The sequence below is a fragment of the Leifsonia sp. McL0627 genome, from assembly GCF_058244615.1.
Genome location: NZ_JBZCGM010000004.1, coordinates 19,472 through 41,549, shown reverse-complemented (window position 1 = coordinate 41,549; position 22,078 = coordinate 19,472). Strand labels below are relative to the sequence as shown.

18 protein-coding genes are annotated in these 22,078 nt (G+C 67.8%); 13 read left to right on the top strand and 5 right to left on the bottom strand.

Features of this window, described 5'->3' with window-relative positions; genetic code table 11:
* Positions 1 to 24 precede the first annotated feature (24 nt).
* The 9 genes from AC37TH_RS14960 (at position 25) to AC37TH_RS14920 (ending at position 11,850) form a co-directional block, all read left to right on the top strand.
* Positions 25 to 849 (top strand): ABC transporter ATP-binding protein, encoded by an 825-nt coding sequence (locus tag AC37TH_RS14960; protein WP_490765153.1) that lies wholly within the window; start codon positions 25 to 27, stop codon positions 847 to 849.
* Positions 846 to 1,658, top strand: coding sequence for an ABC transporter ATP-binding protein (locus tag AC37TH_RS14955; RefSeq protein WP_490765152.1), 813 nt, complete (start codon positions 846 to 848; stop codon positions 1,656 to 1,658). Before AC37TH_RS14960 ends, AC37TH_RS14955 begins: the two co-directional genes overlap by 4 nt.
* On the top strand, positions 1,655 to 2,725 hold the full coding sequence (locus AC37TH_RS14950; protein ID WP_490765151.1) for an ABC transporter permease: 1,071 nt from the start codon (positions 1,655 to 1,657) through the stop codon (positions 2,723 to 2,725). Before AC37TH_RS14955 ends, AC37TH_RS14950 begins: the two co-directional genes overlap by 4 nt.
* Before the next feature lie 2 nt (positions 2,726 to 2,727).
* Positions 2,728 to 3,816, top strand: coding sequence for an ABC transporter permease (locus AC37TH_RS14945; RefSeq protein ID WP_490765150.1), 1,089 nt, complete (start codon positions 2,728 to 2,730; stop codon positions 3,814 to 3,816).
* Positions 3,813 to 6,083: an exo-beta-d-1,3/1,6-glucosidase gene (locus AC37TH_RS14940; protein WP_490765149.1), complete on the top strand. Its 2,271-nt coding sequence runs from the start codon at positions 3,813 to 3,815 to the stop codon at positions 6,081 to 6,083. The genes AC37TH_RS14945 and AC37TH_RS14940 overlap by 4 nt, the downstream gene beginning before the upstream one ends.
* Positions 6,084 to 6,385: 302 nt before the next feature.
* Complete coding sequence (locus AC37TH_RS14935; protein WP_490765148.1) at positions 6,386 to 8,089, top strand: sensor histidine kinase; 1,704 nt, start codon at positions 6,386 to 6,388, stop codon at positions 8,087 to 8,089.
* A complete protein-coding gene (locus AC37TH_RS14930) occupies positions 8,077 to 8,727 on the top strand; it encodes a response regulator transcription factor (protein ID WP_490765147.1) in 651 nt (216 codons plus the stop codon). Before AC37TH_RS14935 ends, AC37TH_RS14930 begins: the two co-directional genes overlap by 13 nt.
* An 11-nt stretch (positions 8,728 to 8,738) precedes the next feature.
* Positions 8,739 to 10,016, top strand: coding sequence for a serine hydrolase domain-containing protein (locus tag AC37TH_RS14925; RefSeq protein ID WP_490765146.1), 1,278 nt, complete (start codon positions 8,739 to 8,741; stop codon positions 10,014 to 10,016).
* Between the two features lie 133 nt (positions 10,017 to 10,149).
* Positions 10,150 to 11,850 carry a hypothetical protein gene (locus AC37TH_RS14920; RefSeq protein WP_490765145.1) on the top strand — a complete coding sequence of 567 codons (1,701 nt, stop codon included), beginning with the start codon at positions 10,150 to 10,152 and terminating at the stop codon, positions 11,848 to 11,850.
* Positions 11,851 to 11,928: 78 nt separating this feature from the next.
* Here AC37TH_RS14920 and AC37TH_RS14915 read toward each other — a convergent pair whose 3' ends face one another.
* From AC37TH_RS14915 to AC37TH_RS14895, 5 genes are all read right to left on the bottom strand, one after another.
* A complete protein-coding gene (locus AC37TH_RS14915) occupies positions 11,929 to 13,182 on the bottom strand; it encodes a serine hydrolase domain-containing protein (RefSeq protein WP_490765144.1) in 1,254 nt (417 codons plus the stop codon).
* A 47-nt stretch (positions 13,183 to 13,229) separates the two neighbouring features.
* Positions 13,230 to 13,802: a DTW domain-containing protein gene (locus AC37TH_RS14910; RefSeq protein WP_490765143.1), complete on the bottom strand. Its 573-nt coding sequence runs from the start codon at positions 13,800 to 13,802 to the stop codon at positions 13,230 to 13,232.
* Positions 13,799 to 14,302 (bottom strand): hypothetical protein, encoded by a 504-nt coding sequence (locus AC37TH_RS14905; protein ID WP_490765142.1) that lies wholly within the window; start codon positions 14,300 to 14,302, stop codon positions 13,799 to 13,801. Before AC37TH_RS14905 ends, AC37TH_RS14910 begins: the two co-directional genes overlap by 4 nt.
* A gap of 150 nt (positions 14,303 to 14,452) precedes the next feature.
* Positions 14,453 to 15,442, bottom strand: a complete 990-nt coding sequence (locus AC37TH_RS14900; RefSeq protein ID WP_490765141.1) for a CorA family divalent cation transporter — start codon at positions 15,440 to 15,442, stop codon at positions 14,453 to 14,455.
* Positions 15,443 to 15,562: 120 nt separating this feature from the next.
* Positions 15,563 to 16,321, bottom strand: coding sequence for an IclR family transcriptional regulator (locus AC37TH_RS14895; RefSeq protein ID WP_490765140.1), 759 nt, complete (start codon positions 16,319 to 16,321; stop codon positions 15,563 to 15,565).
* A 144-nt stretch (positions 16,322 to 16,465) separates the two neighbouring features.
* On the opposite strand from AC37TH_RS14895, the gene AC37TH_RS14890 reads away from it, so the two are divergent.
* Genes AC37TH_RS14890 through AC37TH_RS14875 form a run of 4 tightly spaced genes read left to right on the top strand, consistent with a single transcriptional unit; the run spans position 16,466 to position 22,072 of the window.
* Complete coding sequence (locus AC37TH_RS14890; RefSeq protein WP_490765139.1) at positions 16,466 to 17,764, top strand: ABC transporter substrate-binding protein; 1,299 nt, start codon at positions 16,466 to 16,468, stop codon at positions 17,762 to 17,764.
* 13 nt (positions 17,765 to 17,777) lie between these two features.
* A complete protein-coding gene (locus AC37TH_RS14885; protein ID WP_490765138.1) occupies positions 17,778 to 18,716 on the top strand; it encodes a carbohydrate ABC transporter permease in 939 nt (312 codons plus the stop codon).
* Positions 18,713 to 19,549 (top strand): carbohydrate ABC transporter permease, encoded by an 837-nt coding sequence (locus AC37TH_RS14880; protein WP_490765137.1) that lies wholly within the window; start codon positions 18,713 to 18,715, stop codon positions 19,547 to 19,549. Before AC37TH_RS14885 ends, AC37TH_RS14880 begins: the two co-directional genes overlap by 4 nt.
* 3 nt (positions 19,550 to 19,552) lie before the next feature.
* Complete coding sequence (locus AC37TH_RS14875) at positions 19,553 to 22,072, top strand: glycoside hydrolase family 38 N-terminal domain-containing protein (protein ID WP_490765136.1); 2,520 nt, start codon at positions 19,553 to 19,555, stop codon at positions 22,070 to 22,072.
* Positions 22,073 to 22,078 lie beyond the last annotated feature (6 nt).

The following is a 22,078-nucleotide window of genomic DNA, read 5'->3' as shown; positions in this document are numbered from 1 at the left end:
GGTCAGCAAGAAAGCGACAAGCTCATGACAGACTCCCTCCTTTCGGTGCGCGATTTTTCGGTCGTGTACGACGTCGACCCGCCTGTCCGGGCGGTCAAGAACGTCACCCTCGACATCAAACGCGGTGAGATCGTCGGCCTCGCCGGCGAGAGCGGGTGCGGCAAGACCACCCTCGCCTACGGCGTGCAGCGACTCCTGCGACCGCCGGCCGTCATCACCGACGGAAGCGTCGTCTTCCACGACAAGGACGGCGACGACGTCGACATCAACGCGCTCGGCGTCGAAGAGATGCGCCGGTTCCGCTGGGACAAGATCTCCATGGTCTTCCAGGGCGCGATGAACGCGCTCAACCCGGTCGCGACCATCGGCGCCCAGCTCGAAGACGTGTTCATCGTGCACCGGCCGGAGATGAGCCGCGCCGATCGCAAGAAGGCCGTCATCGACCTGCTGGAGATCGTGAAGGTCGGCGGCCAGCGGATGCGCTCGTACCCGCACGAGCTGTCGGGCGGTATGCGCCAGCGCGTCATGATCGCGATGGCGCTCGCGCTCCGCCCTCAGCTGATGGTGATGGACGAGCCGACGACCGCTCTGGATGTTCTGGTCCAGCGCGAGATCCTCAAGCAGATCTCCCAGCTCCGGCACGAGTTCGGCTTCTCGGTCGTCTTCATCACCCACGACCTTCCCCTGCTTCTGGAGATCAGCGATCGCATCGCGATCATGCGGGAGGGCGAGATCGTGGAGCTGGCGACAGCCGAGCAGATCTGGAACGACCCGCAGCACGAGTACACGCGCAATCTCCTCGCATCGTTCCCGCGCCTGACCGGCGAGAGAGGAGTGGTCGCGCGATGACGACCCTCGAATTCAAAAACGTCACCAAGGTCTACAACGTCCGGGGCTCAGGACAGCTCAAAGCGCTCGACGACGTGAGCTTCACCCTCTCCTCGCACCAGACCATCGGCCTGGTCGGCCAGTCCGGAAGCGGCAAGTCGACGATCGCGAAGATCCTCACGCAGCTGGAGACCCCGACGAGCGGCCAGGTCCTGTTCGACGGCGTCCCCATCCCGCGCTCCGGACGGAAACTGCGCAGCTACCGTCAGCAGCTCCGGATGGTGTTCCAGGACCCGTTCGCGTCGCTGAACCCCTCCCACTCGATCCGGCACCACATCGAGCGCCCGCTCCGGCTCGACAACGTCGTCCCGCGCAGCGAGGTCGACGCGGAGGTGCGGCGTCTGCTGCTCCGCGTCCGCCTGGATGCGGATGCCGTGATCGACCGCCGCCCGCACGAACTCTCCGGCGGACAGCGCCAGCGTGTTGCCATCGCCCGCGCGCTGGCCTCGCGCCCCGCCCTCCTGGTCGCCGACGAGCCGGTGTCGATGCTCGACGTGTCGATCCGCCTCGGCGTCCTCAACCTCCTCGCCGACCTGCAGCGCGAGGAAGGGCTCGGCGTCCTCTACATCACCCACGACCTCGCGACCGCTCGCCACTTCAGCGACGAGATCATGGTGCTCAACCAGGGCAAGGTCGTCGAGCGCGGCCCCGCCGACGACGTCATCCTGCGTCCGAGCGACCCGTACACGCGCGAGCTGCGCGCCGCATCACCCGACCCCGAGAAGTTCTTCCGGGAACTGTCGGCACAGAATTCCGGAGGTGCGCAATGAGCGCCGAAACGCCAACCTCGGTCGACCCGACGCTCGTCGGGACGACCGCCGCCCGCACCGAGCGAAGCGGCCCGCGCATCCCGTGGCGGTTCATCGGCGGCCGGGTGGCCTTCTACCTGTTCACGCTGTGGGCGGCCATCACCGTCAACTTCTTCCTGCCCCGCCTGATGAAGGGCGACGCGGTCGACTCGTTCATGGCGCGGAGCCAGGGCCAGCTGACACCGGATGCAGAGAAGGCGCTGCGTGCGCTCTTCGGCCTGGACAAGTCGGTGCCGCTCTGGGACCAGTACATCAACTACTGGAACATGCTGCTGCACGGCAACCTCGGCGTCTCGATCTCGACCGGCATGGCGCCGGTGGGCGACGCGATCGCCTCCGCCCTGCCGTGGACGCTCGGACTCGTCGGCGTCGCCACGATCATCTCGTTCATCATCGGCACGAGCCTCGGCGCTGTCATCGGCTGGAAGCGCGGCAGCGGCCTGGATGCTCTCGTGCCGGTCACCACGTTCCTCGGCACCATCCCGTACTTCTGGCTCGGCCTGATCTTCATCGCGATCTTCTCGACCACGCTCGGCTGGTTCCCGGCCGGTCACGCATACGAGGTGGGCGTCGAGCCCGGCTGGAACGCCGAGTTCATCTCCCAGGTGGTCTCGCACGCCGTCCTCCCTGTGCTGACCATCGTGGTCGTCTCGCTCGGCGGCTGGGTGCTCGGGATGCGCAACATGATGCTCACGGTGCTCGACGAGGACTACATCACGGTCGCGCAGGCCAAGGGCATGCCGAACAAGCGCGTGCTGTGGCGGTACGCCGCCCGCAACGCCGTGCTGCCGCAGATCCAGAGCTTCGCCCTCGCGCTCGGCTTCATCGTCGGCGGCACGCTCGTGATGGAGATGGTGTTCTCGTACCCCGGTATCGGGCTGCTGCTCCTCAACGCGACCAACGCGAAGGACTACGCGCTGATGCAGGGCATCTTCCTCGTCCTCGTCCTGGCCGTGCTGGTGGCGAACATCATCGCGGACATCGCGTACGCCATCCTCGACCCCCGCACCCGTCAGACGGAGTCCTGATCATGAACCCTCCCGCTGAGAAGACATCCACCCTCGCCCAGCCGGGCGTCGGCGCCCCGGAGACGGCGGCCTTCCTGGCCAGGCGCCCCGAACAGGACAAAGAGCCCGCCGAGAAGAAGACCTTCTGGTCGCAGCTGAAGGTCTCGCTGGCGATGTTCAGCAACCCGAAGTCCGCCACCGGGCTCATCATCATGGGCGTGTTCGTGCTGGTCGCGATCTTCGCGCCGTGGATCGCCCCGTACGACCCCAACGCGCAGAACCTGAACGCCACGCTGCAGCCGCCGTCGTTCCAGCACCTCTTCGGCACGACCCACATCGGCCAGGACGTCTTCAGCCAGATCGTCTACGGCACCCGCGGTGTGCTCGTCGTCGGATTCCTGGCGACGATCATGGCCACGATCGTGGCGATCGCCGTCGGTGTGACCGCCGGGTACCTGCGCGGCTGGAAGAGCGAATCCCTGTCGGCGCTGTCGAACGTGTTCCTGGTCATCCCCGGGCTTCCGCTGATGATCATCATCGCCTCGCAGTTCCAGGATCCGCCGCTGATCGTCATCGCGGCCGTGCTCGGTCTCACCGGATGGGCGTGGGGTGCGCGCGTGCTGCGTGCGCAGACCATGTCGCTGCGGAACCGCGACTTCATCCAGGCTGCACGGGCGAACGGCGAGCCGCTGCACCGCATCATCCTGGTGGAGATGCTGCCGAACCTGATGGCGCTCATCGCCTCCAGCTTCGTCGGCACGATGACGGCCGCGGTCCTGGGGCTGACGACCCTCGCGTTCATCGGCGTCATCCCGGTGTCGAACCTCAACTGGGGCACCATCCTGTTCTGGGCGCAGCAGAACAACGCCTTCCCTGACTACTGGTGGTGGTACATCCCTGCCGGTCTGTGCATCGCCATCCTCGGTGTTGCGCTCTCCCTCATCAACTTCGGCATCGACGAGTACGTCAACCCGCGCCTGCGTTCGGCCGGTGAGCGCGCTCGCGCCATGAAGCGCAAGGGCCTCAACATCAACGACACCGTCACCCAGGTGCGCACGGACCCCTCTTCGAACCCGCCGACAACGACCACCCCGAAAGGCCTGAAGGAATGACGTCGACCCTGCCAGCAACCGAGGCACTGCCCGCCGTCCTTCCCTACCTGGACCCGTCACTCTCGACGGCGGAGCGCGTCGACGACCTGCTCGGTCGCATGACCGTGGAGGAAAAGGTCGGGCAGATGCTGCAACTGGATGCGCGGGACGACCTCCGCGACCACATCCTGCGGCGTCGTGCAGGCTCGATCCTGCACACGTCGCCGGAGAACATCCTGGAGGCCAACCGGCTCACGGCCGAGACGCGACTGCAGATTCCGCTTCTGGTGGGCGAGGACTGCATCCACGGTCACTCGTTCTGGCCGGGGGCGACGATCTACCCGACGCAGCTCGGGATGGCCGCGTCCTGGGATGCCGAGCTGATCGAGCGCGTCGCCCGTGCCACGGCCGAAGAGGTCGCAGCGACCGGCATCCACTGGACCTTCTCGCCGGTGCTGTGCATCGCACGCGACCTCCGCTGGGGCCGCATCAGCGAGACGTTCGGCGAGGACCCGTACCTGATCGGCGAGCTGGCGAGCGCGATGGTCCGCGGCTATCAGGGGGAGGGTCTCGACGACCCGACCGCGATCCTCGCGACGGCGAAGCACTTCGCCGGGTACTCCGAGACGCAGGGCGGCCGCGACGCGAGCGAGGCGGACATCTCCCGTCGCAAGCTCCGCAGTTGGTTCCTGCCGCCGTTCGAGCGCGTGGCCCGCGAGGGCTGCCGCACCTTCATGCTCGGCTACCAGAGCACCGACGGCGTGCCGATCACGGTGAACGACTGGCTGCTCAGCGAGGTGCTGCGCGGCGAGTGGGGATACACCGGCACGCTCATCACCGACTGGGACAACGTCGGCCGCATGGTCTGGGAGCAGAAGGTCCAGCCCGACTACACGCACGCGGCGGCTGCGGCGGTGAAGGCCGGGAACGACATGGTCATGACCACGCCGCTGTTCTACGAGGGCGCGCTCGAAGCCGTCGCCCAGGGGCTGCTCACCGAAGACGCCTTCGACGCCGCCGTCGCGCGCATCCTGACGCTGAAGTTCGACCTCGGGCTGTTCGAGAACCCGCGGCTGCCGGAGGCCGACCTCGACACGGTGGTCGGCAGTGCAGAGCACGCCGCCATCAACCTCGAGATCGCGCGCCGCTCGATCGTGCTGCTGGAGAACGACGGGACGCTCCCGCTGGCGGCAACGTCGGAGGCGTCGCCGCTCCGCGTCGCGCTCGTCGGGCCCCTCGCCGATGACGCCCAGACGCAGCTCGGTGACTGGGCCGGCGGCTCCGGCCAGGCCGGCTGGCTGGACGGCCAGCCGCGCGAGATGATCACCACCGTGCTCGACGGCCTGAGCGCGATCGACGGCTGGACCGTCGAGCACGCCCGCGGCGCCGAGATCCTCACCCTCGAAGCCGACCCGCGCGGTGCGACGTTCCAGGACGGTCAGCCCCGCCCCCCACTGGTCGTGCCGGCAGCCCCGGATCAGGAGCTGATCGCCGCCGCGGTCGCCGCCGCAGAGGCTTCCGATGTGGTCGTCGCCGTTGTCGGCGACCGGATCGAGCTCGTCGGAGAGGGGCGCTCGACCGCGACGCTCGAACTGATCGGCGGCCAGAACGCGCTGCTCGACGCGCTGATCGCGACCGGCAAGCCCGTGGTCGTGGTGCTGCTCGCGTCGAAGCCGCTGGTGCTCCCGGCCTCGGTCGCGCAGGCCGCCGCGGTCCTGTGGGCTGCCAACCCCGGCATGCTGGGCGGCCAGGCGATCGCCGAGATCATCGCCGGACAGGTCGAGCCGTCCGGTCGCCTGCCGATCTCCTTCGCCAAGCACGTCGGCCAGCAGCCGACGTACTACAACCAGATCCGCGGGCAGCACGGCGACCGCTACGCCGACCTCACCCAGACGCCCGCCTGGGCGTTCGGGCAGGGCCTCTCGTACACGACCGTCGAGTACTCCGACCTCACGCTCGCGCGCACGGAGCTCGGGGTCGGCGACGTCATCGAGGCCGAGCTGACGCTGAGCAACACCGGCGACCGTCCCGTCCGCGAGACCGTGCAGGTGTACGTGCGTGACCTGGTCACGAGCGTGAGCTGGGCGGACAAGGAGCTGAAGACGTACCGGCAGGTCGACCTCGCGCCCGGTGAGACCGTGCGCGTGAGCCTCCGGCTCCCCGTCGCCGAGTGCACCATCGTGGACGCGGTCGGCGACCGGGTCGTGGAGAACGGTGCGTTCGAGCTGCTGGTCGGTTCGTCGTCCCGGGCCGCAGACCTGCTGCCGGCGGCGTTCGCGGTGCGGTGAGCTGAGACCGGCACGACCGCAGAGAACCATTGATGAAACAGAGAACCCCTGGTGAAACAGGGGTTCTCTGTCGTTTCGGCACTGTTGGCGACGACCGCTCCAACAGGAAGACCCGCTTCGGTCGGCGTCGCACGCGCGGCGACGAAGTAGACCTAGGTCCATAGCGCTCGCCACCGCCCGCCCGCCAGACTGAGGATGCGCCGCCGGGCGCCATCGAGGCGGAAGGACGTTCATGGAGACCCGACGCCGGACAGCGCTCCACCCCGCCGTCATGCGCTCGAACCTCGCCAGGTCGCTGAGCCGTGCGCTCCTCTCCCCTTCTCGTCGCCGGAACACTGTTCGCGCTGCTGCAGTTCGCGTTGCTGCCGTTCGACTCGCCGATCGGCCCTGTCCTGCTGCTCTTCCCGATCGACCTGCTCGCCTACTTGGGCGCCGGCCTGCTCGCCTGGTACCGCCGGCCGAGCAACCGGATCGGGGCGCTCATCCTCGCTGCGGGCGCTGCGGTGTTCCTCGGCGGCATCGGCAACACGAGCATCCCGCTGTTCATCGCGGTCGGCGCCGTGGCCGCCACCCTGCCACTGGCGGTGGTCGTTCAGCTGCTGCACGCCTTCCCATCCGGCCGGGTGCGCGGGCGCGCATCCAGGGTCACCGTGATCGCCGCGTACGTGACCGCGATCGTGCTGCAGGCGCCGCGCTACCTGTTCGACACCGGAGGACCGGCGCCGGAACTCGTGATCGCGCCCGTGCCGTGGGCGGTCGAGGTCGGCGCCGTCGTGCAAGCGATCGCCGGGACGGCCGTGATGGTCGTCACAGCGGTGGTGCTCTGGCGGCGGCTCGTCGTGGCGTCCAGGGACCAGCGGCGGGTCCTCCTGCCGGTCTATGGATACGGCATTGTGACGGTGCTCTTCATCCCGCTGAGCACCCGCCTTCTCGCCCCGGCGTTCGGCTGGAACACCGAGGTCGTCGGATGTCTTCAGCTGATCGTGCTCGCACTCGTGCCGATCGCGTTCGCGTTGGGGATCCTGCGCGGCGGCTTCGCGCGGACCGGTGAGCTGGAAGAGCTCGGCACCTGGCTCGGCACGTCGGGCGGCGAGCGTCCTGCCCTCACCTCCGCGCTGTCCGGGACGCTCGGCGATCCGTCGCTCGAAGTGTGGTTCTGGGTGCCGGAGCGCGGCGCATTCGTGGATGTGCAGGGTGCACCGATCGCCGACCAGACGCCGCCGTCCGGTCGGGGCGTCGAGGTGGTCGAACTCGACGGGCGCCGCATCGGCGCCATTGTCTACGACGCCGACCTGATCGGCAAGCCGGAACTCGTGCGCACGGCAGGGCAGGTCGTCGCGATCGCCCTGGACCGCGAGCGGCTCACCGCCGAGCTGCGGTCCAGCCGCCGCGCACTCCAGCTCTCCCGTGAGCGCCTCGTGGATGCGGCGGACGCTGAACGTCGACGCATCGCGCTCGACCTGCACGACAGCCTCCAGATGCAGCTCGTGCTGCTCGCCCTGGAGGCGCAGCAGCTCGCCAACGCCGAGGGCAGCGAGGGCGCCGTGGCCGAGCGGGCGACCCAGCTGCGCAAAGGCATCGACACGGCTGCGTCCGAGCTGCGCCAGATCGTGCACGCCGTCATGCCGGCGGCCCTGGTGGAACGGGGCCTCTCCGCTGCCGTCGACGACCTCGCCGACCGGATGCCCATCCCGACGACGCTGACGGTCGATCAGCATCCCCTCCCGCCGGCGGTCGAGAGCACGGCGTACTTCGTCGTCGCCGAAGCCCTCACCAACGCGGTCAAGCACTCGAAGGCGACCGGCATCTCCGTCGACATCCGGCGCGGCCGCGGCCGGCTGGTGGTCGACATCCGTGACGACGGCGTCGGCGGTGCGACCACGAACGGCGGTGCTGGCCTGCGGAGCATCGCCGACAGGGTCGACGTCCTCGACGGACGCCTGAGCATCGACAGCCCGCCGGGCGGCGGAACACACATCCACGTGGAGGTCCCATGCGAGTCGTGATCGGAGAAGACGAAGCACTGCTGCGGCACGGACTGCACCTGCTGCTCGAGGAGGGCGGCATCGACGTGGTCGCCACGGCCGCCGACGCCGGATCGCTCGAAGCCGCTGTGGCCGAGCACCGTCCCGACCTCGTGGTGACCGACATCCGGATGCCGCCCACCCTGACCGACGAAGGGCTCGTGGCGGCAGTGCGCATCCGGAAGGAGTATCCGGAGACGGCGGTCATGGTGCTCTCGCAGCACGTCCAGCGGAGCTACGCGGTCGAACTGCTCTCCGGGCAGAGCGGCAAGGTCGGCTACCTGCTCAAACAGCGCATCGCCGACGTCGACACGTTCCTCGGCGACCTGCGCAGGGTCGCTGCGGGAGGCACAGCACTCGACCCGGACGTGATCGCCGTGATGGTTGCCAGGGCGCGCCTGTCCGACTCGGCGGTCGGCGCTCTCACACCGCGCCAGCAGGAGGTGCTCTCGCTGATGGCCGAAGGCCGCAGCAACGCGTGGATCGCCTCGGCGCTGTTCCTCACAGAGAAGGCCGTGGTGCAGCACACCTCCCGCATCTACGACGCCCTCGACCTGCCCGTCGACTCGGATGCGCATCGCCGCGTCCTCGCCGTGATCCGCTACCTCAACCGCACCTGAAGGAGCCCCCCATGACCACCCGCACCGCAATGCTCGTCACCGCCGCCCTCGCCACCGTCGCGTTCGCGCTCACCGGATGCAGCGCCTCCTCCGGTACGCCCGTCGCCTCGTCCGCCACATCCACGAGCAGTGCGTGCGTCGCCGACCCGTCCGCCCTCGTCGGCCTGTCGCCGACGCTCCCCGCGAAGGCGCTGCCGTCGGAGCTCGCGGCGAAACTCGACGCCGCCTCCCGTGCAGGCAAGGCCGAAGCGTCGAGCTCCGGTGCGATCGTGGCCGTGCAGACCCCGAAAGGCCGCTGGATGAAGGCGTACGGCGAGGCCGATCCGGCGACCGGCCGGGCCATGTCGGTCGACGACACGCAGCGCATCGGCTCCGTCACCAAGACCTTCACCGGCACGCTGGTGCTCCAGCTCGTCCAAGACGGCAAGGTCTCGCTCGACGACACCATCGACAAATACGTGGACGGCGTGCCGAACGGCTCGACGATCACGATCCGCGACCTCATCACGATGACCAGCGGCCTGGCGAGCTACACCCTGAACACCGACCTGCAGAACAAATGGTTCGCGAACCCCGACGCCCCGTGGACCCCTGAGCAGTTGCTCCAGGCGAGCTTCGCGCTGAAGCCGGTGTTCGAGCCGGGGGCGAAGTTCAACTATTCGAACACCAACTTCATCCTGCTGGGAGAGGTGGTCCAGAAGGTCACGGGCACGAGCGTCGAGAGCGTGCTGCACGACCGCATCCTGACCCCGCTCGGTCTGACAGGAACGACCATGCCCGCTGGGGATGCACCCCTTCCCGACCCGCACGCCGACGGCTTCAGCCTGCAAGGCACGGCCGACGACGACTTCACCCCGGTGAACGCGACCGACTGGAACCCGACGTTCGCCTGGACGGCAGGCCAGATGACCTCGACCGCGTCCGACATGCTCGTGTGGGGCCGCACCATCGCCACCGGGCACGACGTGCTCGACCGGGATGCCCAGCTCAAACGTCTCGCCTCCGCGCCCGCGGCGGGAGGCTACGGCGACGCGTTCGGCTGCATCGGCGGCTGGATCGGTCACACCGGCGAGATCCCCGGATACAACACGTCCGTCTTCTACGACACAACCAGAGACACCACCGTCGTCGTCTTCACCAACAGCGACATCCTCTCCGGCGCCTGCACCGAGTCGAAGACGATGAAGGACAACCCGAGCACGGGCGCCTGCATGGCGCCGGCCACGCGCATCTTCGTCGCCGTCTCCGATGCGCTCGGCCACCACTTCGCGGCCAACCCGGCGAGCTGACGCCAGGCGGGGGAGAGGCGACTCCGGTCCCTGTCCTGCTGGCGATCTAGGTCTATGGAACCGCTCCGTGCCGCTGCGTCAGGCTGAACAGGTGCCCTCCCGTGGGCTCACACCCGACGAGAGAGAGAACCCGATGTCGAACCGTCGACACCCGCGCCACAGACCATTGCCCCTGGCCGCCTCGGCCGCCGCCGCGATCGCCGCGATCGTGGTCGCGCTGATCTCCGCGCCCGCCGCACAGGCCGCCCCCGAGACGCTCCAGGTCTCCACCCTGGTGAAGACGGAGAAGGTCGGGCTGGCCGACGGCCGGTTCCAGCTGGCCCCCGCAGACTCGCCCGTTCCCGGTGCGGTCAGCGTCGGGGAGGCGAACAGCACCGCCATCAGCTCGGTGAGCCCGATCGGCCTGGCGCAGGTGTTCACCTACCGGATCGTCCTCGAGGGCACTCCCACCGACTACTGGGTGCGCGGCACCGTCACCGTTGAGGAGTCGTCATTCGACGAGAGCCTGGAAACCTATCAGGACTGCACGATCTTCGACGGCGACCCGGATGCCGGAGGCACGTCGCCCTCCTCCGATGTGCCGTACTCCTGCGACACCTCCGGCGCGACCAGCGACGCCACGGCCACGTTTGTCGTGCGCGACAACATCCAGGCCGAAGTGCTCGGTGTGATCAAGCCGGTCGGAACGGTGTCGATGGACTCCGGATACTTCGACCTCAGCACGATCCACGCCGTGCCGGGCAGCGCCACGATCGCGCCGCCGTACACCGCGGGCTTCGACGCGATCCTGCGGCCGGGCGACATCACGACCACCCCGAACACCGCGCGCGGCGTCTTCGCCTACCGCATCGTCGACGGCGGTGTGCCCACCAAGTTCTGGGTCTCCGGCATGGCAGAGAACGAGGACGCGACCGAATTCGACCACACCTCGACCTGCGACATCTACGACGTCAACCCCATCCCGACGCTGCTCAGCGACAACCCGGCGAAACCGGCGTCCGTCAGCCCGTATTCGTGCGATATGTCCGGGACGGATCTCGACGGCCGCGGCAGCTGGCAGGTGACCTTCACGGTCTCCGCACGAACACTCCACGTCGTGACCGGCACCTACGACCAGGCCCGCCTGATCAACCGACTGTGCACCACCAGCCTGGACAACTGCGGAGTCGACCGCGCGACGACCACCCTGACGTACGCCGACCCGGTGGATGCGAGCGGCGGGATCAACAACCCGTACGACACCCCCATCCTCCAGCAGCTCAAAGCGACGCACTCGACCAGCATCACGACGACGGTCGGAGTCAGCCTCTCGACAGAGGTCGGGATCGGGCAGCTCTTCAAAGTGACCGCGACGGCGAGCCTGTCCGTCGCCATCGCGGACACGAACACGTACACGCAGACTGCCGCGATCAACGTCCTGCCGCACACCACCGGCTGGTGGGCCATGTCGACGCAGATGGTGCACGCCGTCGGTGACGTGATCGTGCGCGACGGCAGCACGTACTTCCTGTTGCCGAACATCACCGCGGACTTCCCGGTGACGGGCGGACTCTCGGTGCTGACCCCGCGGTCGAAGCCGTACACGGCGCCGATCGGCGCCGAGGAGCCGCCGGCCACGGGCGGCGGCTCGACACCGGCCACCGGTGGAGGTTCATCGCCCGCCGCTCAGCCGGGCTTGCCGGCACCCGTCGCCGACCCGGCAGCCGCCACCCACAGGGACGCGCTGGCCGAGACCGGTTCGACAGTGGATGCGACGCCCATCCTGATCGCTGTCATCGCCGTGCTTCTCGGCGCCGCACTGCTGATCGCACGCCGCAGGACCGCCCGCCGCTGAGTCGGGCGAGGGGGAAACGGGGGCAGAAGGCCGGGGCGCGGGGGCGCCCCGGCCTTCGCTGTTCCCGCCGTCAGGCCGTCAGGGCGTCGGTGTGGACGGCGCGGCTGGGTCGCTGGGCACGGCGGAAGCACCGTACAGGGTTCCGATCACCGCCTTTGCCAGCACCACCGCGGCGTTCTCGCCGTCGATCGGCGAGGCGGACAGGTTGCATCCGATGATGATCGTGTCCCCGGTCTTCAGGTTGTAGACCATGAACGTCGAGTATCCGGGCAGCTGGCCGTCGTGACCGAGGATTCCGGGGGCGAACTGGGCGATGCCGAGGCCGTAGCCGACACCGGCCGGTTTTCCGGCGGTCGTCGGCTGGATGCTGTCCAACCGCACCTTCTGGGTGGCGGCGTCTAGCAGGCCACCGCCGACGAGCGCCTTCACGTACACGGCGAGGTCGTGCGGGGTGGAGATGGCGCCGCCCGCGGTCCAGGCCCAGGAGGGGTTCGCGTTCGTCTGGTCGATCGGCTTCAGCGTGCCGTCCAGCGCGGCGGGCAGTTGGTCGCCCGGCACGGCGTATGAGTCGATCGTCTGCACGTTGGTGCCGAACTGGTAGCCCTGCGGGTGGTTCTCGGGGATGGACGCGTCGGTGTTCTTCGGCAGCGAGGTGTGCGTGAGGCCAAGCGGTTCGAAGATCCGTTTCTCGAAGGCCTCGGACGCCGACATGCCGGTGAGCTGTTCGATCACCACCCCGAGGAGCACGATGTTCGTGTTGCAGTAGTCGAACGTCACACCGGGAGCCGACGTGGAGGGGTGGGAGAACGCGATGGACAGCAGCTCGTCCGGGGTCCACGCCTTGCCGGGGTCGGCATCCAGGGTGGCGTTGAAACCAGGGTCGAACGTGTAGCTGTATAGCCCGCTTCGCATCTCGGAGAGGTCGGCGATGGTGATCTTCTCACCGCCGGGCACGTCGGGGCGGAACTTCGAGATCGGGTCGTCGAGCGACAGCTTCCCCTCCTGCACCAGTTGCAGGATGACGGTGGAGGTCATCGTCTTCGTGTTGCTTCCGATGCGGAAGTAGTCGTCGAGCGACATCGGCACCCTGGCGCCGAGCTTGGCGGTTCCGAAAGTCGACGACCAGTCGCCGCGCGACGGCGACAGCACGAGTGCGACGGCGCCGGGGACGGCGTTCTTCTTCATCGTCTCGGCGATGCGAGCGTGCACGGCCGCCGCGTACCCCGGCTCGCCGGCCGGTGTCGGTGCCGAGGATGACGGGGTCGCGGTGCACGCGCTGACGGACAGAGCAGCCCCGAGTGCGATGGCGGCGAGGACGGATTTTCTCAGCATGGCCGCCATGCTGGCAGCAGGACGCGCTGGCGGACATAGACCTAGGTCTAGAACCTGCTCAGCCGCGCATCCAGCTCGGCCAGATTCTTCGCGATCCGCGCGATCGCCGGCGCCGTCGGTTCCGTCCGCGCGAATCCACGACCGGCTTCGCCGTCCAGATACGCCAGCGCGGCCGCGGTCGACGCGGCGAGGTCGTAGCCGGTCTCGAGCCAGATGGCGTTCCCGTCGTGGTCGAGCCGGACGGGTGCGGCCGGCGTCGAGAAGAACGTCGGGGAGGCGTACGTGCGGATCCGGGAGATCCGTTCACCGTCGAACGAGACATGCTGCGCGGCACGAAGAATCTCGTCGCCGTAGAAGATGTCGAGCACGATGAAGCCGGACCGACTCGCCGGATCGTAGGCGGCGGTGGGCACCTCGACGGCGGTCACGATCTCAAACCACCAGGCGTTGTTGTACTCGACGAAGAACCGCAACGGCATCCGCGCGTCGTCGGAGAGCGTGGTCTGCAGGTAGCCGCCATCGAGGTCGAAAAGGTCCGCATCGAAATGGCGCGCACGGTACATCGCGGCGAATTGCTCCATCGCCGAGGCGCGCACGCGTGCCAGATCCGCGTTGCTCATCGAGTTCGCCCGAGTTCCGCGATGCGCCGGTCGGTGGCCCGGCGAGCAGCCAGGCTCCACAGCGGTGCGACGATCGCGGCGACGACGAAGACGATCAGGAACACGATCGCCTGGACACGGTGCGAGGTCTCCTGATCGAAGAACAGCCAGATCGACATGGCGGCCAGCGCAAGGAACAGCAGAGGGCCGACCACCGCCGCGATCGTCTGCCCCCGCCGGCGCCGCGAGAGCTGGGCGAGCGTCAGCTGTGATCCCGCGCGGCCGACTGGCGTGCCGCCGTTCGCGCGTCTCCGCTCGCTCACCGCCGTGGCGATGCCGCCGAAGAACAGGCCGACGCCGGCGTAGAGGATCAGGACGCGCGCATCCAGTGGCTCGCCGAGGAGCAGTGTGAGCAGCAGGGCAGCCGCGAAGAAGGCCGCGGCCAGCGCCAACGACCGGTAGACGCCCGAGGAGCGTCCGCGTCCGCGCCCGCTCTCCGTGGGAATGGCTGATTGCGACACGGTGTACTACCTTCCGTCCTGTCCAGGTAACTACCGACGCTAGGGGGCCGGTGCGTCCGGCGACAGGGACCTGGGTCCCCAGTTTCGTCGTGTCTTCCGTGGCCGCTCGCTCAGCGGTGACCGGTCGCCGCGCTACAGACGGTGTCCGCGCTAGAGCCAGTCCTTGCGCTTGAACGTGGTGTAGAGCAGTGCGCACCCGCCGAGCATGAGGATCGTCGAGGTCCAGAAGCCCCAGACGGTGTTGAAGCCGGGGTATGGGAGGTTCTGTCCGTAGAAGCCGGTGATGGCGGCGGGGAGTGCGATGATCGCTGCCCAGCTGGTCACCTTCTTCATGACGACGTTGAGGCGATTGCTCTCCATCGCGAGCTGGGTGTCCGAAAGCGCGGTGACGAGGTCACGCAGGCTGTCCGCCCATTCGACCTGATGCACGCCGCGGTCATAGAGGCCCTGGAACAGCGGGACCAGTCCAGCGGTGACGCAATCGGCCTCCCGGCGCAGCAGGGCGTCGACGGCGTCGCGCAACGGGAGGAGGCAGCGTCGGAGCTGGGCGGTCGACTTGCGCAGCCGATAGGTGCGGGCCTGGACGGCGGCGGCCTTCGCGCCCGTCTCCAGAAGCTGCTCCTCGATGCCTTCGAGCTCATCGTCGAGCGTCTCCAGCGCCGACCCCGCCTCGGCGAGCAGCTGGTCCAGGAGGATCCACAGGAGCCAGCCGACTCCCTGGTCGCGGTGTCGCGTCTCCTCGTCGAAGCGTTCCCGCAGCCGTGCCATATTGACTGAGCCGTCGTGATCGAGAATGAGAACACGAGGGAGGACGTAGATGTGGAGGTCGGCCACTGTCAGCTGGATCGTCGGCGCTTCCAGCTGGACGCGCCGTGCCGAAAGCCGCACCTGTCCGCCATCCACCACGGTAGGGGCGTGGCCAGCTGTGCCGGTGGGCTGCCTGGAGAGGTCCGCGGCACCGAGCCGCCGGGCGAGCTCACCGAACTCGAGACGATCGGGATCCCGGACTTCCAGATACCCGAAGGCGCCCGGCGAGGCCAGCCCATTCAGCAGCGCGTCGAGCGAATCGACCGACGCCGTCCCCGAGCCGTCGAAGACCATCCCGCTCAGTCCGACCGAATCGATCAGCGTGTCTTCCACTGACGCCTCCTCATCATGCACATCTGATCGAACCTAGCCGGTGCGGATGTGACCATGGCGACAGAACGATGTGGGCAATCGCAGAGGGGGCGTTGACTCGCGGGAAGTACGAAATCGGGACTACCGCGGGTAGCCCTCCGCGAGGCGGTGGAGGAGCGCGGCATACTCGGAGATCTTGTCGTCGGAGAGGCGAGCGGATGGGGCCGAGACGCTGATTGCGTTGTTCGAGCCCCTGGTCGGCAGCGCAATGGCGACCGCGCGCATCATCTCGGCGCTCTCTTCGTCGTCGACGGCGTAGCCGCGTTCCCTCGTCAGTTCGAGTTCGTCGCGCAGTCGGGTCCGACTAACGATCGTCGACGGCGTGAGGGCGGCGAGCCGGACGGGGAGGAGATCGTCGACTTCGCTCCACGGCCGCAGCGCGAGCATGGCTTTGCCCATCGCCGTGGCGTGCGCGGGGAGTCGTCGACCGACCGCGCTGTACATGCGGAGAGGGTGCGGAGACTCGCGTTTGGCGAGGTAGACGACGTCCGTGCCGTCGAGGCGCCCGAGGTGGGATGCTTCCTGCACCGTCTCGGTGATCGTCGTGAGCATCGGTTGCGCGAGCTGGACGATCTCGTCGATGTCGACATACCGCGTTCCCGTCAGAAGGGCGCGGAGCCCCACGCGGTAATGGGTGTGCGTGACCTCGTCCGTCTCTACCCAGCCCCGTCGCTCCATCGTGCCGAGGAGTTTGTGGAGACTGCTCTTGGGGGTGCCGAGCCGACGCGCTATCTCCGAGAGCGTGAGCCTCTCGTCGGTGGACGCCAGGAGTTCGAGAACGTGAAGAGTCCGCTCGGCGGATTTGACCCCGGACGGGGGCTGCGGGACGGAGAGTGTCATGGACGTACTCTACATCTGTTCCATATATGGAACAACATTCCTCATGATGAACATTGACACGGACGATGGGTCTCCGTAGTGTGTCCGATAGGAAACACTGTTCACATACTCGAACGAAATCCCCACCAGAGCAAAGGAGCTCGAATGCGTTCCCGGAGCACCACAGCAGTAGGAATCGCCACGCTGGCCATCGCCGGCCTGACCCTCGCGGGTTGCAGCAGCACGGGCGGCTCCGACAACGGCAAGGTGACCATCACCTACGCCACCTCAACCACAGCGGAGATCTTCAACCAGGGTGAGAAGCCCCTGATCGACGCATTCCAGAAGGCCAATCCGAACATCACGGTGAAGGTCGAGCAGATCCCGCTCGACAACTACAACACCAAACTCACCACCGAGTTCCGCGGCGGCCAAGGCCCCGACCTCGGGCGCGTCAACCACACGGACATCCAGACCTTCGCAGGCGGAGGATTCCTGGCGCCGCTCGACACGATCATCTCGGACAACAAGATCGACACGGGGGCACTGATCCCTGGTCTCGTCGACGTCGGCAAGGTGACGGGCAAGCAGATGACGCTCCCGATCACCACCGACACGCGGGCGCTGTTCTACAACCCGACCTTGCTCAAGGCGAAGGGCATCGAGAAGCCGCCGGCCACCTGGGCGGAACTCATCGCCGACGTGAAGATGTTCGCCGGCGGGGACGTCTACGGCTACGGGTTCCCCAGCGACAACGACTACTCGCTGACATACGAGACGGTCGGGCCGTACATGAAAGGCGCGAACGGCGCGATCGTGAAGAGCGACGGCAAGACGTCGAAGGCTGTCGCGGCCGATTCGGCCGGCACCGTGGCCGCCGTCAAGCTCATCCAAGACATCGTGAAGACGGGCGCAGTGCCGCCGGGCACCGACAACACCACGCAGGACACCCTGGCGCAGCTCTTCGCGCAGAACAAGCTGGCATTCATGCTCGGCGGGCCCTGGATGAAGGCCTCGCTCGAGACCAACAACCCGAACATCAAATACGGAACCGACTACGAGACCGCGGTGGTGCCCGTGCAGAAGGCCGGCGATCCGTCCGGCTCGACGGCAGGAGGATGGCAGATCGGCGTCTTCAAGAACTCGAAGCACCGGGACGCCGCCGGCAAGCTGCTCGCTTACATCATGCAGAGCAAGAACCTCATCGACCTGAACAAGGCCGAAGCGTTCCCTCCCCTAAAAGACGGCCTGAGCACTTCACCGTGGTCGGACGACCCGTTCTACAAGGCATACAACGAGATCCTTCCCCACGCCGGCCTGCCGATGCCGCCGGTCTCGCGAATCGCCGAGGTGTCCGCGGCCTTCGAGAAGACCGTCATCCCGGTGATCGTCGATCCGTCGAAATCGGCCGAATCGGCTCTGAAGGACTTCGACCAGCAGGTCAACTCGCAGATCCTCGATTGAGAGAGAGCATCCGATGACAACGCAGATGTCAACGGATGCGGCACCCGCCGCGGTGGATCCCCTGACGGATCCACCGCGGCGCGGCACCCGCATCAAGCGCGCCAGGGCCTGGCCGTTCGCGCTCCCCGCGTTCATCGCGCTCGCCCTGGTGCTGTTCTACCCATTGATCTACAACGTGTGGATCAGCCTCCACGTCGATCGATTGAGCCTGCAGGACGGCGAGTTCGTCTGGCTCGACAACTACGTGAAGGTGTTCCAGAGCGGCGCGCTCCTGGCCACGCTCGGCCGCACGCTCATCTTCACGGTGGGCTCCCTCATCCTGCAGTTCGTGGTGGGGTTGGCCTCCGCTCTCGCACTGGAGGCGTTCCCCCGGGCCGCGAAGGTGATCCGGCCCTTGCTCCTGACGCCGTGGGTGATGCCTGGCGTCGCGGTCGCCGCGATCTGGCTCGCGATCCTCAACCCGATCACCGGGCTGGCCAATCGGCTGCTCGGCATCGTCGGTGTCGAGCCAGTGCAGTGGTTGTCGACGCCGACGCTCGCGATGCTGAGCCTGATCGTCGTGAACACCTGGAAATCGGCACCGTACTGGATGCTGATGCTCTCGGCGGGACTGAAGACGGTGCCGAAGGAGGTCGTCGAGGCCGCACGCGTCGACGGCGCCTCCTACCTGCGCGTCGTGTGGCACGTGCTGCTGCCTGGCATCCGGCCGGTCCTCGCCACGACGTCGCTGCTCGCCTTCATTTGGACCTTCAACTACTTCGACCTCGTCTACCTGCTGACCAACGGCGGGCCAGGGGATGCGACGACCACGCTGCCGTTCGCGATCTGGGAGTCGGCGCTCAAGTTCAACCGCTTCGACCAGGCGGCCGCATACTCGGTGCTCTCCATCGCGCTCACCGGCATCGCAATCGCGTTCTATCTCCGGGCGACGAGAAAGCAGGCGCGCTCATGACGACAGCAACCGCCACGTTCCGCCGCTTCCCGTGGGGCGCCGCCATCGTGCTGGGTCTCGTCCTGATCGGTACACTGCTGCCGGTCTACTGGATGGTGTCCTCGTCGTTGAAGACCTCGGCCGAGATCTCCCGCATCCCTGCGACCCTGTGGCCGGAATCGTTGAGCTTCGACCAGTACACCAAGGTGTTCGAGGAGGGATCGCTGCTTCCGGCGACCCTGCAATCGCTGATCATCGCGCTTACCACGGCGGTGTTCGTCGTCGTCTTCGGCTGCGCCTCCGCGTACGCCGCCACCCACCTGAGATTCCGCGGCACCCGGTCTCTGCTCTCGCTCAGTCTGGTCACACAGCTCCTGCCGCAGGCGGCGACGCTCGTGCCGATCTTCATCCTCTGGACGAACCTCGGCCTGGTGAACCAGTTGCCGGGCGTGACTCTGATCTACGTCGCGTTCCAGCTTCCGGTGGCGGTCTGGATCATCACCGGTCACTTCGCGGCGATCCCCCGTGAGGTCCTGGAGGCCGCGGATGTGGACGGCAGCGGATCGGTGCGCACCCTCGTACGCATCGTGATGCCGATGGCCGCGCCGGGAATCGCGGCCGTCGCGATCTGGTGCATCATCGGCTGCTGGAGCGAACTGCTCTTCGCGCTCATCCTCCTGGGCGGCACGAACCGCACGGTCCCTGTGGCGCTCTCCGGTCTGATCGGCGAGCACACGACCGACCAGGGTCTTCTCCTTGCAGCGGCGACCCTCGCAGCGCTTCCGCCGCTCATCCTCTTCTTCTTCTTGCAGAAGTACTTCTCCAACGGCCTGGCCGGCGCGGTCAAAGGCTGAAACATGTCCATCGAAAGGAACACCTCTGTGACTCCGGCGCCCTCCGTCGCGATCATCCCCTCCTCCCACCTCGACCTGTTCTGGCTGGGCGACTACCGCAACTGCCTGCGACGGGGCGACGATGTCATTCGCTCGTACGTTGATCGGGCCGTCGAGTCCGGCGACGAGACCTTCGTTATCGACACCGCGATCTTCGCCGAGCATTTCCTCGCCCAGCATCCTGAATACGAGGGACGGGTGCGTCGGCTGATCGCCGAAGGGCGGCTCGAGATCGGTGCGGCGTACATCGACCGGTGGGAGAACCTGGTCCTCGGCGAATCGATCATCCGCAACATCCAGATCGGCCGTTCCTGGGTGCGCGACCGGCTCGGCGTCGACACGAAGCTCGCCGCCCATCCAGATCTCCCCGGCCTCAATGCGCAGACCGCACAGATCTATGCTCAGGCCGGAATCGGATACTACGTGACCAGCCGCAAGCTCTTCCAGGAGGGACGGGTCTGGCGTCACCGCGCTCCCGACGGCACAGGGCTGACCATGCTCACCTGGCCATGGCACTACGTGTTCATCCCCCTCGACGGCTCGGGGCTCGACCCGCGCGCGAACGGCGACGCGTTCGTCAACTCGGGCGCTGCGCTCTCGTTCGACGACGTCGACGGACGCTACCCGCTCGGGGTGATGGCGGTATCCGGGTCGGCGGGCGACCTGACGACCGCCGCCGATTTCACGACGCGGTACGGCAAAGACCAGCGTGAGTACATCGGCCAGTACCGCGCATCCGGCATCGATGTCGGCTATGCCATCCCCGCCACGGTTCTGGCGCCGTACCAGGACGTCGAGCTCCCCGAGATCACCGGCTCCCTCCCCAGCGTCTGGGGGGTCGCCCCGGATGAGGAGATGCGGTTCTTCCATCGGGTGCGGGCGCTCGAAGAGCTTCTGCTCGACGCGGAGACCGCGAGCGTGATCGGGGTGGCCGCCGGCCGTTCCGCTTTGCCGGACGCGGCGCGCACGTGGCGTGGTCTCTTCGCCGAAGACGCGTACTTCGCCGCTCCGGACACCCCGCCGGAGGGAAAGGAGTGGGAGTGGCTCTGGCGGATGCACGTGTTCACCCAGGACCACAACGGCGGCGGCCAGGACGGCCCGCTCTCCATCTTCCAGAAGAAGGTGCGGCATGACAGGGCCCGTGGCTACGCGCTCGACGTCCTGCAGCACTCGCTCGGTTCGGCGGAGTCGTTGACGCCGTCGATGCTGCGCAGCAGGCTCGGACAGAACGGCTCCGAACTCATCGTGGACGCCGAGACCTCGGTTGCGCTCGACGCCTGGTTCCGTTCCCTCCCGGCCGACTCCTGGCAGCCGCTTCTCGCCGACGACGGCACCCGAACGGTCGCCATCGCCCTCGACCCGACCGCCGGTGTCGGCGCAGGTCCTCTCGAGGTGGACCGCACCCGGGCTGCGACGACCGCAGACCAGACGTCCGAAGCCGTCCGCATCGGGAGCGACCAGGTGGAGGTGACGATCGATCGGGTCACCGGCACGGCGACCATCGGAGACGTGGCCACCGGCAGTGACCGCGTCGTGCCGCTCGGCGGCGCCTATGCCGTGCCTGAGCTCGGCAACGATGTGACGCTGGCGACCGATGAGTCAGGGCGCGTCGACGCCGTGGTGCTGGGCGTCGACCTGCTCGACGCCGGGCCGATCGTCGCCCGCGCGGCTATCCGCTGGCGCCTGCTGGATGTGATCTGGACGACGACTGTGCGGGTGTGGGCCGGTTCGGCCAGGGTCGATGTCGAGACCGTGGTCGACTGGCCCGGCTTCGAGCGGTGGCAGATCCGGTCTCCACTCGCGGTCTGCGCTCGGGCGCAGGTCACGCACGGCACCCCGTTCCACGCCTCCGGCTGGCTCGATGTGCCGGACGAGCAGCACTCGCTCATGCCGGACGAGATCACGGCAGACGACCTCGCCGCCTACCGTGAGGTGCAGCACTGGGTGCACGTCAGCGCTCCGTCGGAGGAGCCCGGCCTCGCGGTGCTCACGACGCACCCCGCGTTCCGGCACGACGGTCAGACGCTCGAAGCCGTACTGCTCCGGACGGCGCCCTCGTGCGGTGACCCGCGGATGGCGTGGACCAACCCCGGCCGCACATCCTGGAACTTCACCCTGCGCGCTGTGGACGCCGATTGGCGTCGGGCGGACATGCCGGAGCTGGCCGACATCGCGTGGCGCGAGCCGCGAATCGTCGCGGCGGGCTCCGCAGACCAGGTGGAGCTGCTGGCCAACGACGGGGACACCGTTCGCCTCTCAGCGCTGTTCCTCGACGGCGACGTGGTGGTGGCCCGGCTTGTCAACCAGTCCGACCAGCCGGCGGCGGTGCAGCTCAGAGGCGTCGCTGTCAGCGGGGATGCCGAGCTGACCGACCTCGATGGCCGCACACAGCAGACGCTGGCAGCCGTCGACGGCGTGCTGACCGTCCCCCTTCCCGCCTGGCGCATTCAGACCGTTCGGCTCGGCGCGCTCCGCGCCCGATGAGACCAA